The following is a 15,323-nucleotide window of genomic DNA, read 5'->3' on the forward strand; positions in this document are numbered from 1 at the left end:
CGACCGTCCGGCCCTTGCCGGCGCCGGGACGCGGTGGCCGGCGGGCGCCGCGCCCCCGGTCCGGCCAGTGGGCGGCCTGGGCCTTCCTGACCCCGGTCGTCGCCTATCTGCTGGTCTTCTACGCCTATCCGCTCTACCGCAACATCGACCTGAGCCTGCGCGACTACACGGTGCGCTCGTTCGTCCAGGGCGACGCGCCCTTCACCGGGCTCGCCAACTACGCCAAGGTCCTGCGCGACGCGACGTTCGGTCCCGCCCTGTGGCACACGGCGGTGTTCACGCTGGTGTCGCTGGCCTTCCAGTTCGGGATCGGGCTCGCGCTGGCCGTCTTCTTCCACAAGAACTTCCGGCTGTCGGCCACCCTGCGGGCGCTGTTCCTGATCCCGTGGCTGCTGCCGCTGATCGTGTCGGCCTCGACCTGGTCGTGGATGCTGAACAGCGACTCGGGTGTCGTCAACGCCGCGCTCGGCGTGTTCGGCGTCGGGCCCGTCGACTGGCTGACCTCCCCGGACTGGTCGCTGTGGTCGGTGACCATCGCCAACATCTGGATCGGCGTCCCGTTCAACCTGGTCGTCCTGTACGCCGGTCTGCAGGCGATCGACCCGGCCATCTACGAGGCGGCCGAGCTGGACGGCGCGAGCGCCTGGCAGCGGTTCTGGAGGGTGACCTTCCCGCTGCTGCGGCCGGTCTCGGCGATCACTCTCCTGCTGGGGCTGGTCTACACGCTGAAGGTGTTCGACATCATCTGGATCATGACCAAGGGCGGGCCGAGCACGTCCTCCACCACGTTCGCCACCTGGTCGTACCGCCTCGGGTTCGGCAACCTGCTGCCGGCCTTCGGGCCAGGGGCAGCGGTCGGGAACCTCCTGATCCTCGCGGCCCTGATCTTCGGACTCATCTACATCCGCGTGCAGCGAAGGCAGGCCCTCACATGAGCACCGTACGGCGCCGCGGGAAGACCGTGATCGGGCTGGTGCTGACCGCGGTGATGCTGTTCCCGGTCTACTGGATGATCAACGTGTCGTTCACCCGCGACCAGGACATGCGCAAGAGCCCGCCCTCGTTGTTCCCGGCCGGCGGCACGCTGGAGGGCTACCGAGCGGTCTTCGATCAGCAGTTGCCCTACCTGGGCAACAGCATGGTCGTGGGGCTGGGCACGGTGGCGCTGACCCTGCTGATCGCGGCGCCGGCCGCGTACTCCCTGGCCAAGCTGCGCCCGCGCGGCAGCGGAGTGCTGAGCTTCGTGCTGCTGATCGCCCAGATGATCCCGGGGATCATCATGGCGATGGGGTTCTACGCCGTCTTCCTGGGCGCCGGGGTGCTCAACACCGTCCCGGGGCTGATCGTGGCCGACTCCACGCTGGCGGTCCCGTTCGCGGTGCTCGTCCTCACCACGTTCATGTCCGGCATCCCCGAGGAGCTCCTGCAGGCGGCCCGAGTGGACGGCGCCGGGAGCCTGCGGACCTTCCGGTCCATCGTCCTGCCGGTCAGCCGCAACGCCCTCATCACGGTGTCGCTGTTCACGTTCCTGTGGGCCTGGTCGGACTTCATCTTCGCCAGCACCCTTGACGGCGGAGGCCGCCGCCAGCCGATCACCCTCGGCATCTACCACTACATCGGCAACAACAACCAGCAGTGGAACGCCATCATGGCCACCGCCGTCGTCGCCTCCGTGCCCGCCGCCGTCCTCCTCGTCATCGCTCAGCGCTACGTCGCCGCCGGTGTCACGGCGGGTGCGGTGAAGAACTGACCCGCCACCGCGACAGAAGCGACTCGCCTTTCATGACCGCCACCGCGACAGAAGCGACCGGCCTTTCATGACCGCCCGTGACAGAAGGGACCCGCCTTTCATGACCGCCGCCGCAGGCCCGGCGTTCTCCCCGCAGGAGATTCCGTTCAGTTATCGCGGATCATGGTTCGACCTCTCCTTCGTGGTGGGGGAGAACACCTACGCACGGGACGTCCACCTGGTGTCCCACCAGAACGGCATGCATCCGATCCTGCGGCTGATCCCCACGATGGCGGGCGCCCGCGCCGAGACGACCGTCACCGCCACGCCGTACCGGCTCACCTGGACCTGCGACGCCGGCCGGATCGACCTCGCGTACGAGACCCCGGACACGGTGCGCGTACGCGGTCACGGCCTGGGCCTGCGCCTGCCAGCGGCCGACCCGGACCTGACGCCGTTCAGCGGACCGTACTTCTACCAGGATCCCCGCGACGGCTCCTGGGTGTTCACCGTCTACCAGACCGGGCGCCGCTACCGGGTCACGCTCCTGGCCGGACGGGTCGCCGGGCAGCCGGGCGTGCAGGCGCTCGGCACGGCCGAGCGCGGCATCGTGCTGCCGGGCGACGGCGAACCGTGGGAACTCGCCATCGAGGAGTACGAGACCGCGCGCGCCCCGTACGCGAGCGAGACCCCGTTCGCGGAGGTGGTCTCGGCCGCCCGAGCCGCATTCGAATCGTTTCGCGACGCGGCGGCGCCCTGGCGCAGCGACCGGACGCCCGCCGCCGAGCTCGCCGCCTATGTCCTGTGGTCGGCCACGGTCCGACCGGCCGGCTTCGTCACCCGGCCCGCCGTGCTGATGTCCAAGCACTGGATGGACAAGGTCTGGAGCTGGGACCACTGCTTCAACGCGATCGCCCTCGCCGACGGCCTGCCGGACCTGGCCTGGGACCAGTTCCAGTTGGTGTTCGACCACCAGGATGCCGCCGGCGCGCTGCCCGACTCGATCACGCACTCCGAGATCCTCTACAACTTCGTCAAGCCGCCCATCCACGGCTGGGCCCTCCGGCGGCTGCGTCCGCCGCACGATGGCGAACCGGACGAGGTCTACCGGAGGCTGGAGCGGTGGACCTCCTTCTGGCTGACCTCCCGGCGCGCCCCCGGCCACGAGCTCGCCCACTACCAGCACGGCAACGACAGCGGCTGGGACAACGCCACCACCTTCGATCCCGAGCGCGTCGTCGAGACCGCCGACCTGGCGGCCTTCCTCGTCCTCCAGATGCGCGAGCTCGCCCGTCTGGCCGCCGAGCTGGCCCGGCCAGGCGAGTCCGCTCACTGGGGGCGGGCGGCCGACCGCATGCGCGACGCACTGCTCGCCGAGCTGTGGACCGGTGAGCGCTTCGTCGCCCGGGGCGTGCGCTCCGGGCGGACCTGGTCCAGCGCTGGCCTGCTCGACCTCATGCCGATCGTCCTGGGGGATGAACTGCCCGAAACCGTACGCGCGACGCTGGCGGCCGCGGTCGAGACGCACCTGACCGCCTTCGGGCTCGCCACCGAACTGCCCACCTCACCGCACTACCAGGACGACGGGTACTGGCGCGGACCGATCTGGGCGCCGTCCACGATCCTCATCGAGGACGGCCTCCGCCGCGCGGGATACCCGGACCTGGCCGACGAGATCAGCGCGCGCTTCCGCGCCCTGTGCGAGAAGTCGGGGTTCGCGGAGAACTTCGACGCCCGCAGCGGCACCGGTCTCCGCGACCGCGCCTACACCTGGACGGCCGCCGCGTACCTCATCCTCGCCGCCGCCCACGAGCGCCGGGCGAAGACGACGCCGTGAGGCCTCTAGGGCGCGTATCGAAAGTGGATTTTGACATGGGATGATCTTGGTTCATGCCGCGTGGAGACCTGACGGATGAGCAATGGGCGGTGCTGGAGCCGCTGTTGCCGAAGGGCAAGAAGCCCGGCCGACCGCCGACATGGGCCCGGCGGCAGCTGATCGACGGCATACGGTTCCGGGTCCGCACCGGCATCCCTTGGCGGGACCTGCCCGAGCAGTACGGACCGTGGGGCCGGGTATACGACCTGTTCCGCCGCTGGCAGCGCAACGGTACCTGGCAGCGGATCTTCACCGCGCTGCAGGCCTGGGCGGACGTCAAGCACCTGATCACCTGGGACCTGAATGTCGATTCCACCGTTGTCCGCGCCCACCAGCACGCCGCCGGAGCGTGCAAAGGGGGGACCTGCAGAAGGAGCCGCCCGGCGGCGTCACTGCCGAGCCGGCCGACCACGGCCTTGGGCGCTCGCGCGGCGGCCTGACCACGAAGCTGCACCTGGCCGTCGAGCAGGGGCAAAAGCCCATGTCGATCGTGGTCACGGCGGGGCAGCGGGGTGACTCCCCGCAGTTCGAGGTCGTCCTGGGCCGTATCCGGGTACCCCGCCTGGGGCCGGGCAGGCCCCGCACCCGGCCTCGGCGGGTCCGCGCCGACAAGGCATACGCCTCCCGCGCAAACCGCGCCTACCTGCGGCGACGCGGGATCCGCGGCACCATCCCGGACAAGGCCGACCAGGCCCGCAACCGCAAGAAGCGCGGCTCTCGCGGCGGTCGGCCGCCAAAGTTCGATCCGGAGGACTACAAGGCCCGACATGCGGTCGAGTGCGGCATCAATCGCCTCAAGAGGCACCGGGCCGTGGCCACGCGATACGACAAGCTCGCGGTCCGCTACGAGGCGACCGTCCTCGTCGCCGCCATCAACGAGTGGCTGTGACCAGCCACATCACGATGCCGCCGCATAGCAGTGAATGGCCACCAGCTGAGACGGGCCCCATCGTTGCTCGACCGTAGCCATCAGTTCCCAGCCCAGCCGCTTGTAGAGGGCAGCCGCAGCGGTATCGGACGCCACAACGTCGAGCACCGGGTGCAGACCACGACGTCGTGCTTCCTCCACGGCATGGCCGATCAGCAGTGCACCGATGCCATGCCCCCTGGCCTGCGGGGCGACGAACAGCCGACTGACCACCGCAGCCAGGGCCTTGCTCGTCCCGTTCCGCTCGCTCCACAAGCCGGGGGCCAGATCTCCCTCGCCGCCGCGGGACAAGCTGACATGGCCAACGAAGCGGCCGCCAAGTTCAGCAACCCAGACTCCCAACAGGGAGTCGTGCGACAGCCACTCATCAGGCTGGTCGGGCCAGTTTACCGGGTAACCGTCACTTTGATGGACTTCCGCGAGAACCCGTACACACGTCTCGACATCGCCATCAGTCCTCGGCCGGATCTGCAGATCTGACCTCTCCACGCCAGCCCCGAGGCTCTCGATGTTCATTTCGGCATGGAAGCACAGGGCACAGAACCACAACCAACCACTTTCGATACAGGCCCTAGGTCAGGGGAGGGGCTCCCACCCGCGGCGCGGTGGTCGTTGGCCGAGGGCGGTGTCGCGGCTGCGGTAGACGATGTAGGGGCGGGTGAGGTAGCCGAGCGGTGCGGTGAGCATGTGCACGAGCCGGGTGAACGGCCAGATCGTGAACAGCAGGAGTGCGCTGAGCGCGTGCAGCCGGAACAGGATCGGCACACCCGCCATGGACTCGGCGCGCGGGCGGAGATAGAAGACCGATCGGAACCACGGCGAGACGGTCTCGCGGTAGTCGTAGCCGCCGCCGACGGTGTTCGCCGCGACGGTGGCGGACAGGCCGAGCACGATGACGAGCGTCAGGACGGCGTACATCGCCTTGTCGTTGCGGGTGGTGGCGGAGAAGACGGGTCCGACGGTGCGGCGCCGGTAGATGAGGATGGCCAGGCCCACCAGGGTGCAGAAGCCCGCGACGGTGCCGAGCGCGACGGCCGTGACGTGGTAGGCGTGCTCGCCGATGCCGACCGCGGTGGTCCAGCTCTTGGGGATGACCAGGCCGCCGATGTGGCCGAGCAGTACGACGAGGATGCCGAAGTGGAACAGCGGGCTGCCGATGCGCAGCAGGCGGCTCTCGTACAACTGCGAGGAGCGGGTGGTCCAGCCGAACTTGTCGTAGCGGTAGCGCCAGATGTGGCCGAGCACGAAGACGGCGATGACGACGTAGGGGAGGGCCACCCACAGCAGGATGTCGGAGGTGGCGACCTGAGCGGAGTGCGCGCCCGCCGTGACGTGGTACGGGATCGGGCCGGTGGCGGTCATGGCCGTGCTCCTGACTGGTCGGGCTGGACGACGGAAAGGGACGGGTCGCCGCCGAACGGCGCCAGACCGACCTCTTCCTCGGGCGGGCCCTCGGCGGCCAGGCGCGCGACGGCGTCGTGGTGCCGGCCGGTGAGCGGTGGCAGCGTGGCCGACACGGCGTCGAGTACGTCGCGCCACGGCGAGCCGGCGTCGGTGAGGGCCAGGCGGAGCAGTTCGAGCCCGGCCCGGTGTTCGGACAGCAGCCGCAGGCCCGCGTCGGCGTCGCCGATGGCGGCGAACTCCAGGACGACGGCCAGGTGGTCGGGCAGTTCACCGTCGTCGAGGATGAGGCCGGCCGTGGTGTAGGCGTGCTTGAACCGCAGCAGCGCCATGCCGCGTTTTCGGGTGTCGCCGTAGGCGTAGTAGGTCAGGTAGAGGCAGCACCGTTTGCGGTGGTCGAACGTCGCGACGTAGTCGGCGGCCAGTTCGGGCAACGGCGTCGTGTCGAGGTGGTCGAGGAAGCGCGTCAGCGGCGCGGCCACGCCGTCCGGCAGGGCCGCCACCGCGCGCCGCAGCAGCGGGCGGCGGGCGAGCAGTGCCTCGTCCGGGTAGCCGAGGAGCAGCGAGGCGGTCTGCCACGCGGCGGCACACTGCGTGTCGGTGAGCGTCGTCGTCCGCCTGCGTTTGATCATGGCTTCGGCTCCGTCTCCGCGGCGCCGGAGTCGGCGGGTGGGTTGGTCCCGCCGGGGCCGGGCTGCTCGCCGTGGCGTGGCGGGAACAGCCCTTCGGGCAGGCCCTTGCCGTCCCAGTTCAGCAGGTTCACGCGGCCGCGCAGATGTTCCCGCTCGGCGGGGACGTCGCTCGTCTGGCGCTGGCGCAGCATGTGGAAGTTCTCCACGGCGATCGGGGCGGCGCCGCCGGAGGCCTCGCCGAACGGCCCCCAGCCGGTCATGCCGGGCCCGCCTTCATAGTCGAGGCTGCACTCGGTGGCGAGTTCTTCGAGCTTGTGCGCGTTCTCGGCGTGCGCCGGCGGGATGACGTAGCGGTCGTCGTACTTGGCGAGGGCGAGCAGGTGGTACATCGCGTACATCTGCTCGCCGGTCATGCCGACCCGGGCGGGGATCGCCTCGTCGGGATCCCGGCCGAGGTTGATGTCGCGCATGTACGACCGCATCGCGGCCATGCGGCGCAGCACGGCGTCGACCGGTGCCGGGTCGCCGGCGGTGAACAGCTGCGCGAGATAGTCGACGGGGATCCGCAGCGCCTCGATGGCGGCGAACAGGTTGCCGGCGTTCTCGGCGTCGTGGCCGGTGTCGCGGACGACGTCGACGACCGGGGACAGCGGCGGGATGTACCAGACCATCGGCATGGTGCGGTACTCCGGGTGCAGCGGCAGCGCCACCTCGTAGGTGTTGATCAGGGCCCAGATCGGTGATCGCCGCGCCGCCTCGATCCAGTCGTGGGGGATGCCGTCGCGTTCGGCGGCGGCGATCACCTCGGGGTCGTGCGGGTCGAGGAAGACCTGGCGTTGCGCCGCGTACAGGTCGGTGTCGTCCGGCGTGGACGCGGCCTCGAGCACCTTGTCGACGTCGTAGAGCATCAGGCCGATGTAACGCAGCCGGCCCACGCACGTCTCCGAGCAGACGGTGGGGATGCCGACCTCGACGCGCGGGAAGCAGAAGGTGCACTTCTCGGCCTTGCCGGTGCGGTGGTTGAAGTAGATCTTCTTGTACGGGCAGCCGGTGACGCACATCCGCCAGCCGCGGCAGCGGTCCTGGTCGACCAGGACGATGCCGTCCTCGGACCGCTTGTAGATCGCGCCCGACGGGCAGGAGGCCGCGCAGCTGGGGTTGAGGCAGTGCTCGCAGATGCGCGGCAGGTAGAACATGAACGTCTTGTCGAACTCCAGCTTCACCTTCTCGGCGATCTCACCGAGGATGACGTCCCGCTTCCCTGTCTCGGCGGCCCCGCCCAGGTCGTCGTCCCAGTTCGCCGACCAGGACACCTTGATGTACTTCCCGGAGATCAGCGATCGGGGGCGGGCGACCGGCGTGTGCTCCTGCAGCGGCGCGTTCGTGAGCGTCTCGTAGTCGTACGTCCAGGGCTCGTAGTAGTCGCCGATGCCGGGCAGCTTCGGGTTGGCGAAGATGGTCAGCAGCTTGCGCGCCCGGCCACCGGCCTTGAGCGTGAGCCGGCCCCGTCTGTTCAGCGTCCAGCCGCCCCGCCAGCGCTCCTGGTCCTCGTACTGCCGCGGGTAGCCCTGGCCCGGCCTGGTCTCGACGTTGTTGAACCAGACGTACTCCACACCGGAACGGTTCGTCCACGCCTGTTTGCAGGTGACCGAGCAGGTGTGGCAGCCGATGCACTTGTCGAGGTTCATCACCATCGCCATCTGCGCCATGACGCGCGGGCTCATGGTCGCGCTCCCCTTCTCACTCGCTCCGCGGGCGGCTCGTCCCTCACCGCCCACTCCGCTCGCTCGGCGGCTCGCCGCTCCATCAGTACTCCACCTCCTGGCCGCGGCGACGGATCACGGTGACCTCGTCGCGCTGGTTGCCGGTGGGGCCCAGGTAGTTGAAGGCGTAGGAGAGCTGGGCGTACCCGCCGATCAGGTGGCTGGGTTTGATCAGCAACCGGGTGAGGGAGTTGTGGATCCCGCCCCGGCGGCCGTTCGTCTCGGTGCGGGGCACGTCGATGAGCCGATCCTGAGCGTGGTGCATGTAGACCGTGCCTTCGGGCATCCGGTGCGACACGATCGCGCGGGCGACGACGACGCCGTTGCGGTTCACCGCCTCGATCCAGTCGTTGTCGGCGGCACCGATCTTGGCGGCGTCCTGCGTGCTCATCCAGATCGTCGGCCCGCCGCGCGACAGCGACAGCATGAACAGGTTGTCCTGGTATTCGGAATGGATGGACCACTTGTTGTGCGGGGTGAGATAGCGGACCGTGATGCCGAGCTCGCCCTGTTCACCGACGCGTGGTTCGCCGAACAGGTCGTGCATGTTCAGCGGCGGCCGGAAGACGGGCAGCTGTTCGCCGAACTCGGCCATCCAGTCGTGGTCGAGGTAGAAGTGCTGCCGGCCGGTGAGAGTGTGCCAGGGTTTGAGCCGCTCGACGTTGATGGTGAACGGGGAGTACCGGCGGCCGCCGGATTCGGACCCGGACCATTCGGGTGAGGTGATGACCGGGGTGGGCCGAGCCTGGGTGTCGGCGAAGGTGATCCGCTTGCCCTCGTGCTCGGCTGCCAGGTCCGCCAGCCGGGTGCCGGTGCGGCGTTCGACGGCACGGAACCCCTGGGTGGCCAGGCGGCCGTTCGTGGTGCCCGACATGGCGAGGATCGCCTCACAGGCGTCGACGTCGCGGGCGAGGGACGGGCGTCCGTCGGCCGGACCGCCGCGGATCACACCGTTCTTCTCCTTCAGGTACTCCACTTCCTGGCCCAGCTCGAACGTCACGCCCTTCGTCGTGGCGCCGAGCGTGTCGACGAGCGGCCCGAGCGCCGTCATCTTGGCCGCGATCGCCGGGTAGTCCCGCTCCACGACGACGAGCTTGGGCATGGTCCGGCCGGGCGCCGGCTCGCACTCGCCCGCCGCCCAGTCGGCGACCCTGCCGTGCGGGGTGGCCAGCTCATCGGGTGTGTCGTGGGCCAGCGGCAGCGCCACGACGTCCTTGCGCACGCCCAGGTGCCCGCCGGCCAGGCGGCTGAAGGTCATCGCGATCGTCTGGAAGGCGTCCCAGTCCGTACGGGTCTGCCAGGGCGGAGCGATCGCGGGGTTGAAGGAGTGCACGAACGGGTGCATGTCCGTGGTGTTCAGATCGTGCTTCTCGTACCAGGTCGCGGCCGGAAGCACGATGTCGGAGTACACGGTGGTGCTGGTCATCCGGAAGTCCAGTGACAGCAGCAGGTCGAGCTTGCCGGTCGGGGCCTCCTCCCGCCAGACGACGTTCCTCGGTCGTCTGCCCGGCGGGGCCTCGGTGGCGCGGACCGCGGAGTCGGCGCCGAGCAGGTGCTTAAGGAAGTACTCACTGCCCTTGGCCGAGGAGCCGAACAGGTTGGCGCGCCAGACGGTGAGCACGCGCGGGAAGTTCTCCGGTGCGTCGGGGTCCTCGCAGGCGAATCGCAGTGCCCCGCTGCGCAGCCCGGCGATGACATGCTCGGCGACCGGGACACCGGCGGCGTCGGCCTCGTCGGCGAGGTCGAGCGGATTGCGGTCGAACGTCGGGTAGGACGGCATCCAACCGAGGCGGGAGGCCTGGGCGATGACGTCGGCGGTGGCCTTCCCGGCGAGCAGGCCGTTCGCGGCCGGACCGGCCAGGGCGTCGGCGCCGAAGTGGTCGTAGCGGTACTGGTCGGTGTGCAGGTACCAGTACGCGGTGCCGATCATCTGACGGGGCGGGCGGGACCAGTCCAGGCCGAAGGCGACCTGGGCGAAGCCGGTGATCGGGCGGACCTTCTCCTGCCCCACGTAGTGCGCCCACCCGCCGCCGTTGACGCCCTGGCAGCCGGTGAGCGTGGTCAGCGCGAGGAACGCCCGGTAGATGGTGTCGGAGTGGAACCAATGGTTGGTACCCGCCCCCATGACGATCATCGACCGGCCGCGCGACTCCTCGGCGTTGGCGGCGAACTCCCGGCCGATGCGGGCGGCGGCCTGCGCGGGCACGCCGGTGATGGTCTCCTGCCACGCGGGCGTGTACGGCCCGGTGGCGTCGTCGTAGCCGGTCGGCCACGCGCCCGGCAGCCCCTCGCGCGCCACCCCGTACTGGGCGAGGAGCAGGTCGTACACCGTGGTGACCAGGTGGGCGCCGACCCGCCGCACCGGGACGCCACGCCGCAGCGTGCCGGCGGAGCCGTCCGGGGCGTCGAAGCGCGGCAGGTCGACGAGCACACCTGGCTCGTCGCCGCCGGCCGCCGACAGCAACGGGTCCGCGTCACCGAGGTCGAGGTTCCACCGGCCGGCGCCGGATTCGCCGTACCGGAAGCCCAGCGAGCCGTTCGGCACCAGCGGGCCGCCGGTCGTCGCGTCCAGCAGCACCGTCTTGAACGCGGCGTGTTCGGTGCCGGCCTCGGCGCCGGGCAGGTCGGCGGCGGTCAGGAACTTGCCCGGCACGTAGCCGTCGCCGGCCGGCTCCAGGCGAACGAGGAACGGCAGGTCGGTGTACCGCTTGACGTAGTCGGTGAAGTAGTCCACCCGCCGGTCGACGAAGAACTCCCGCAGGATCACGTGCCCCATCGCGAGCGCCAGCGCGCCGTCCGTGCCGGGCTGGGCGGCCAGCCACTCGTCGGCGAACTTGACGTTGTCCGCGTAGTCGGGCGAGACCGCCACGACCTTCTGCCCCCGGTAGCGGGCCTCGGCCATCCAGTGCGCGTCCGGCGTCCGGGTGACCGGCAGGTTCGACCCCCACATGATCAGATAGCCGGCGTCCCACCAGTCACCCGACTCCGGCACGTCGGTCTGGTCGCCGAACACCTGCGGGGATGCCACCGGCAGGTCGGCGTACCAGTCGTAGAACGACAGCATCGTGCCGCCCAGCAGGGAGATGAACCGCGCGCCCGACGCGTACGACACCATCGACATCGCCGGGATCGGGGAGAACCCCACGATCCGGTCCGGCCCGAACGTCTTGACGGTGTGCACGTGCGCGGCGGCGATGACCTCGGTGACCTCCTCCCAGGACGCCCGCACCAGCCCGCCCTTGCCGCGAACCGACTTGTACGCCCGGGCCTGCTCCGGGTCGGAGACGATCCGCGCCCACGCCTCCACCGGATCCCCCGTACGGGCCCTGGCCTCGCGGTACATCTCCAGCAGCACGCCGCGCACGTACGGGTACCGCACTCGGGTGGGGGAGTAGGTGTACCAGGAGAACGCCGCCCCCCGCGGGCAGCCGCGCGGCTCGTACTCCGGCCGGTCCGGGCCCACCGACGGGTAGTCGGTCTGCTGCGCTTCCCAGGTGATGATCCCGTCCTTGACGAACACCTTCCACGAGCATGAGCCGGTGCAGTTCACTCCGTGGGTGGAACGCACCACCTTGTCGTGCGCCCATCGGTCCCGGTAGAAGGAGTCCGCCTGGCGTCCTCCGGACTTGTGCAACGTCCGCAGGTCCGCAGAGACCTCCGCGCGGGTGAAGAACCGGCGGGTGGCCACCAGCGCGTCGGTCAGCGGCCCGTCCATCCGTGACCGTCCGTCGCCCGAGCTCATCCTCACTCCTTCCGGTCGCGAGCGTCATCGGCGACGGCCCGGCCCGGCTGCGCCGCTCGGCGCACGGCCGTCGCGGTGAACACGGCCGCCGCCACGGCCACGATGGACAGCAGGCCCAGGCCGACGCCGTAACCGCCGTAGGCGCCGTAGATGGAGCCCATCACCAGCGGCGGCACGAACCCGCCCAATCCACCGGCCGCGCCCACCACCCCGGTCACCGCGCCGACCTTGTCCGCCGGAGCCAGGATCGCCACGAGAGCGAAGGTCGCACCGCTGCCCGCGCCCAGCGCTGCGGCCATCACCAGGAACGCGATCGTGCCCACCGGCATCAACGGCAGAGTGAACGCCTGCACGGCCGCGCCCACGGTGACCAACCCCAGTGACACGGTCAGTACCCGCACCGGGCCGAGCCGGTCCGACAGCCAGCCGCCGACCGGGCGCATCACGACCGCCAGGACCACGAACCCGGCCATCCGGTTCGCCGCGTCCGCTGGCCCCAGCCCGTATTCGGTCTTCAGGTAGGTCGGCAGGTACACCGAGAACGCCACATATCCGCCGAAGACCACCGCGTACAGCGCCGATGCCTGCCAGGTCACCCGCAGCCGGGCGGTCCCCACCAGCCGCCGCACCAGCGGCTCGGTCGGTGCCGTACGGCCGGGCGCCTCCCGCAGCACCAGCGCCGCCGCCACCGCGTACGCCGCCAGCAGGATCGCGGAAACCGCGAACGGCGTCGCCGTCCCCCAGGCGTCGACCATCTTCACCGTCGTCAGCGCGCTGATCGCGGTGCCGCCCATTCCGACGCCGAACACGCCGATCGCCAGGCCGCGCCGCTCGGGCGGGAACCACTGGTTGAGGAACGGGACGCCCACGGCGAACGCCGTGCCGCCGATGCCGAGGAAGAACCCGCCGAGCTCCAGCTCGCCGATCGACGAGTGCCCGGCCAGACCCAGGTACAGCACGGGGACGATGGTCGCCGCCGACACCAGCGGGAACATCACCCGCCCGCCGAACCGATCGGTGAGCGCCCCGACCGGAATGCGCCCCACGGATCCCACCAGCACCGGGACCGCCACCAGCAACGCCTGCTCAAGGGAGCCGAGATGCAGCGCGTCCTTGAACCGGGGACCGAGCGGGCTCAGCAGGGCCCACGCCCAGAAGTTCACCGCGAACCCGAGCGTCGCCATCACCAGCATGACGACCGGACGCCCGGCCGGCTCGGTCCTCACCTCGCCCGACCGTGGCCCTGCCCGTTCCAGCGATCTGCCCATCGCTCGTACCTCCGCCGCGCACAAGCGTCACCATGCGTGATGGACCACATATCCGGTTCTGCGCGGCGTACTCGCATCGATCGCCTGGCTTTAACCTCCGTTTCCACCCTGACCGATGGCGATCAGCCGGCGGCAGGGACCTTCGTCCCTGCCGCCGACGCCGTCCCGAAGGCGTGTCGGCAAGAACTTGTCGGCGACACGCCGCGTGCGGCGGTTTCTCCCGATCGGGTACGGCGGATGCGTCAGGCGCCGGAGCGCCGGAGGAAGACCGGGTTGGTCAGGGCGGCCATCGGGCCCCACATGAGGTTCGGGCCCATCGTGTTGCCCTTGCCGGGCGTGCCGTCGGCCATCGGATGCCGGACCTCCGCGCGCACGTAGGCGGCGAGCGAGGTGGTGGTCTGCCACACGACGCTGCCCGAGCCGGAGGCGGGCAGCGACTCCTGGTGCATCTGACCCTCGTCCGTGATGAACCGGACCGTGCCGTTCGGCACGCCCTCGACGTCCAGCCGTACCTCGATCGGAGCGCCGGTGGGTGCGGTCAGCGTCTCGCCGATGCCGGCCTTGCGCCCGTTGCCGGTGACGGCGAACGTCAGCTGCACCGTGTGCGACTCGGCGATCCAGGTGCGGCCCGCGCGCAGGCCGCCGAGAATGGCGTCGGTGGCGAGGTCGTCGGCGTACACGACGTTGTGCGGCAGGCCGATGACCTGCGGTTCACTGTGGGCGTCGCTGTTGCCCATCGCCGGGAGCCAGCGCTTGCCCGTGCGCACGGCCTCGCCCAGCTTCGCGTCCCAGGTGTCGACGGCGGACTCGTCGTCGTAGGTCCAGGGGCCGTTCCACACCTCGACGAGGTCGGCGTCGTCGTACCCGAACTTCCACTGGCAGGCGACGTACGGGCAGTACGGATGCGCGGGCACCACGAGACCACCGACGCTGTGCACCTGCTGTGCGAAGCGGCCGAACGCGTCGTCGCGCGAACGATAGCGCCAGTCGATCCAATCCCCGGCGGGCAGGCCGAGGGCCAGCCAGTGACCATTGCGGGTGGTGACCTCCTCGCCGGTGACGATGAGCAGATCATCGCCGGCGTACTGCCCCCAGACGCCATGGGACGCCGAGGTGTTGTGGTCGGTGGAGACCATGAAGTCGAGTCCGGCCGCCCGGGCGCCGGCCGCGACCTCGGCGGGCAGCCTCTTGCCGTCGGAGTACACCGTGTGCAGATGACCGTCGCCGCGGTACCAGGCGCGACCGCGGCCCTTGGCGCGCTTCGGCGGGTAGTTCGGGGTGAAGGCCGGGCCCGGCTCGCCGTACGTCAGCGTGATCTGGACCTGGTAGTTCATGCCCTGCGGCGCCACCTGGTACGGCCCGAGGACGATGTGCCAGGTGCCGGGGTTGACCGGGCCGGGCAGGTAGCCGGGGGTGGCCTCGCTGTTGCTGATCTCGAACGACGTGCGGAACCCGCCGGACCAGCCGCGGAAGCCCTTGCCGCCGAGCTTGAGACCCCGCTCGTCGAAGACGCCGATGTCGCAGGAGTTCCCCGGGGTGCCGGCGGGGACGGCCGGCTTGTCGTAGGAGTACTGCACCGCGATCTTCTGCACGCCCTTCGGGACCTCCACCGGGAGGTACACGAAGTCCGCCGCGCCCGTCGCGAGATGCCCCGTCACGACGCGGGTCACCTGGCCGTCGGCCGGGACGTCGCCCTTCGTGGTGTCGGCCCGGGCCGGGGTGAAGGAGATCGGGGCGAGGGTGAGCGCGACGCCCGTCGCGGCCGCCATCAGCATGCGCCGCCGGTCGACGGTGTCCGCGCTCGGCTGCACACCGTCGTCCACGCCGGCCGCCAAGGGGGCGGTGCTGTGCTCACAGATCTCGTCGCGGCACATGGTGTCCTCCTCAGGTCGGGGAACGGCACGTCCGCGCCGCATCGATGCCGGATACTCCTCCAGCCGATCGAACATCAGATGATCTTCGCACGAATGACGCGAATCACGCG

Annotated in this window: 11 protein-coding genes; 4 read left to right on the forward strand and 7 right to left on the reverse strand. The window is 70.3% G+C overall.

All coding sequences use genetic code 11. The features are described from left to right. Nucleotides 1–14 precede the first annotated feature (14 nt). The 4 genes from ACQP2O_RS25040 (at nt 15) to ACQP2O_RS25055 (ending at nt 4,494) form a co-directional block, all read left to right on the forward strand. Nucleotides 15–935 (forward strand): carbohydrate ABC transporter permease, encoded by a 921-nt coding sequence (locus ACQP2O_RS25040; RefSeq protein ID WP_433189789.1) that lies wholly within the window; start codon nt 15–17, stop codon nt 933–935. Then, nucleotides 932–1,750: a carbohydrate ABC transporter permease gene (locus tag ACQP2O_RS25045; protein WP_433189792.1), complete on the forward strand. Its 819-nt coding sequence runs from the start codon at nt 932–934 to the stop codon at nt 1,748–1,750. Before ACQP2O_RS25040 ends, ACQP2O_RS25045 begins: the two co-directional genes overlap by 4 nt. A 100-nt stretch (nt 1,751–1,850) precedes the next feature. Further along, the gene (locus ACQP2O_RS25050; protein ID WP_433189795.1) at nt 1,851–3,566 is read left to right on the forward strand and encodes an amylo-alpha-1,6-glucosidase; all 1,716 of its coding nucleotides are present in this window, start codon (nt 1,851–1,853) and stop codon (nt 3,564–3,566) included. Between the two features lie 53 nt (nt 3,567–3,619). Then, a protein-coding gene (locus tag ACQP2O_RS25055; RefSeq protein ID WP_433189798.1) for an IS5 family transposase occupies nt 3,620–4,494 on the forward strand; the annotation gives its coding sequence in 2 pieces (ribosomal slippage) (nt 3,620–4,013 and nt 4,013–4,494; 876 coding nt in all). Nucleotides 4,495–4,503: 9 nt separating this feature from the next. On the opposite strand, the gene ACQP2O_RS25060 is transcribed toward ACQP2O_RS25055, so the two are convergent. From ACQP2O_RS25060 to ACQP2O_RS25090, 7 genes are all read right to left on the reverse strand, one after another. Further along, entirely contained in the window at nt 4,504–5,049 is a 546-nt protein-coding gene (locus ACQP2O_RS25060) for an N-acetyltransferase family protein (protein ID WP_433189801.1), read from the reverse strand. A 60-nt stretch (nt 5,050–5,109) separates the two neighbouring features. Continuing rightward, nucleotides 5,110–5,895 (reverse strand): respiratory nitrate reductase subunit gamma, encoded by a 786-nt coding sequence (gene narI / locus ACQP2O_RS25065; RefSeq protein ID WP_433189804.1) that lies wholly within the window; start codon nt 5,893–5,895, stop codon nt 5,110–5,112. Then, nucleotides 5,892–6,566: a nitrate reductase molybdenum cofactor assembly chaperone gene (gene narJ / locus ACQP2O_RS25070; protein ID WP_433189807.1), complete on the reverse strand. Its 675-nt coding sequence runs from the start codon at nt 6,564–6,566 to the stop codon at nt 5,892–5,894. Before narJ ends, narI begins: the two co-directional genes overlap by 4 nt. Further along, nucleotides 6,563–8,290, reverse strand: coding sequence for a nitrate reductase subunit beta (gene narH, locus ACQP2O_RS25075; RefSeq protein ID WP_433189810.1), 1,728 nt, complete (start codon nt 8,288–8,290; stop codon nt 6,563–6,565). Before narH ends, narJ begins: the two co-directional genes overlap by 4 nt. 82 nt (nt 8,291–8,372) lie before the next feature. After that, nucleotides 8,373–12,071, reverse strand: coding sequence for a nitrate reductase subunit alpha (locus ACQP2O_RS25080; RefSeq protein WP_433189812.1), 3,699 nt, complete (start codon nt 12,069–12,071; stop codon nt 8,373–8,375). 2 nt (nt 12,072–12,073) lie between these two features. Continuing rightward, entirely contained in the window at nt 12,074–13,297 is a 1,224-nt protein-coding gene (locus ACQP2O_RS25085) for an MFS transporter (RefSeq protein ID WP_433189815.1), read from the reverse strand. A gap of 284 nt (nt 13,298–13,581) precedes the next feature. Then, nucleotides 13,582–15,288: a CehA/McbA family metallohydrolase gene (locus ACQP2O_RS25090; protein WP_433189818.1), complete on the reverse strand. Its 1,707-nt coding sequence runs from the start codon at nt 15,286–15,288 to the stop codon at nt 13,582–13,584. Nucleotides 15,289–15,323 lie beyond the last annotated feature (35 nt).

Origin of the sequence: Actinoallomurus sp. CA-150999 (assembly GCF_050942425.1) — a bacterium.
Classification (GTDB): domain Bacteria; phylum Actinomycetota; class Actinomycetes; order Streptosporangiales; family Streptosporangiaceae; genus Actinoallomurus.